The 475-nt window shown below is 43.2% G+C and carries 1 protein-coding gene; it reads left to right on the forward strand.

Annotated elements, in window-relative coordinates:
• Positions 1 to 475: galactoside O-acetyltransferase (gene lacA, locus HFC70_RS26325; RefSeq protein WP_168476292.1), on the forward strand; the 475-nt coding region annotated here is incomplete at both ends.

Here is a 475-nt window from a genome sequence, read left to right on the forward strand (position 1 = left end):
GACCGAAAGAATAAGAGCAGGCAAGCTATTTACCGATATGTGCGAAGGCTTACCGGAAAAAAGACTTCGTGGGAAAACGTTAATGTATGAGTTTAATCACTCGCATCCATCAGAAGTTGAAAAAAGAGAAAGCCTGATTAAAGAAATGTTTGCCACGGTAGGGGAAAACGCCTGGGTAGAACCGCCTGTCTATTTCTCTTACGGTTCCAACATCCATATAGGCCGCAATTTTTATGCAAATTTCAATTTAACCATTGTCGATGACTACACGGTAACAATCGGTGATAACGTACTGATTGCACCCAACGTTACTCTTTCCGTTACGGGACACCCTGTACACCATGAATTGAGAAAAAACGGCGAGATGTACTCTTTTCCGATAACGATTGGCAATAACGTCTGGATCGGAAGTCATGTGGTTATTAATCCAGGCGTCACCATCGGGGATAATTCTGTTATTGGCGCGGGTAGTATC

Origin of the sequence: Agrobacterium sp. a22-2, from assembly GCF_012276985.1 — a bacterium.
Taxonomy (GTDB): Bacteria; Pseudomonadota; Alphaproteobacteria; order Rhizobiales; family Rhizobiaceae; genus Allorhizobium.